At 65.5% G+C, this 351-nt stretch carries 1 pseudogene; it reads right to left on the bottom strand.

Annotation, left to right across the window (positions count from 1 at the left end):
• Positions 1-328, bottom strand: a pseudogene (locus EGM46_RS14605) (hypothetical protein); the annotation flags it as partial.
• Positions 329-351 lie beyond the last annotated feature (23 nt).

Below are 351 nucleotides of genomic sequence, written 5' to 3'. Positions count from 1 at the left end.
CGCCACTGCGCATGCCGAGGTACTGCCAGGTGGTGAGCAGCGTCTCGGAGTCGGCGCGATCGATCTGCGCCTGGTTCGCGAGCTCACAGAACAGCTCGGCGAGGTAGTCCTCCGGCGACGACCAAATCTGCGCGAACTGCTTGGGCGTCGCACCAGCGCTCGCGACGAGCTGCTCGACGATCTTCGCGGGAACGCCGAGCGACAGCCCGACATTCTCAACGTGCTCCTCGCCCGTACGCAGAATGCGTTCGCGCACGTCATCGAGCGGTGCCATCCCCCGGCCAGCCGCACGAATCCAGTTGTCTCCCGGCACGAGTGCTCCCATCACGACGCCATTAGCTCGCTCTATCG

Source organism: Leucobacter chromiireducens, from assembly GCF_003917135.1.
GTDB classification, from domain to species: Bacteria; Actinomycetota; Actinomycetes; order Actinomycetales; family Microbacteriaceae; genus Leucobacter; species Leucobacter chromiireducens_A.
The sequence above is the reverse complement of the archived record's forward strand: the minus strand, read 5'-3'. Positions and strand labels throughout refer to the sequence as shown.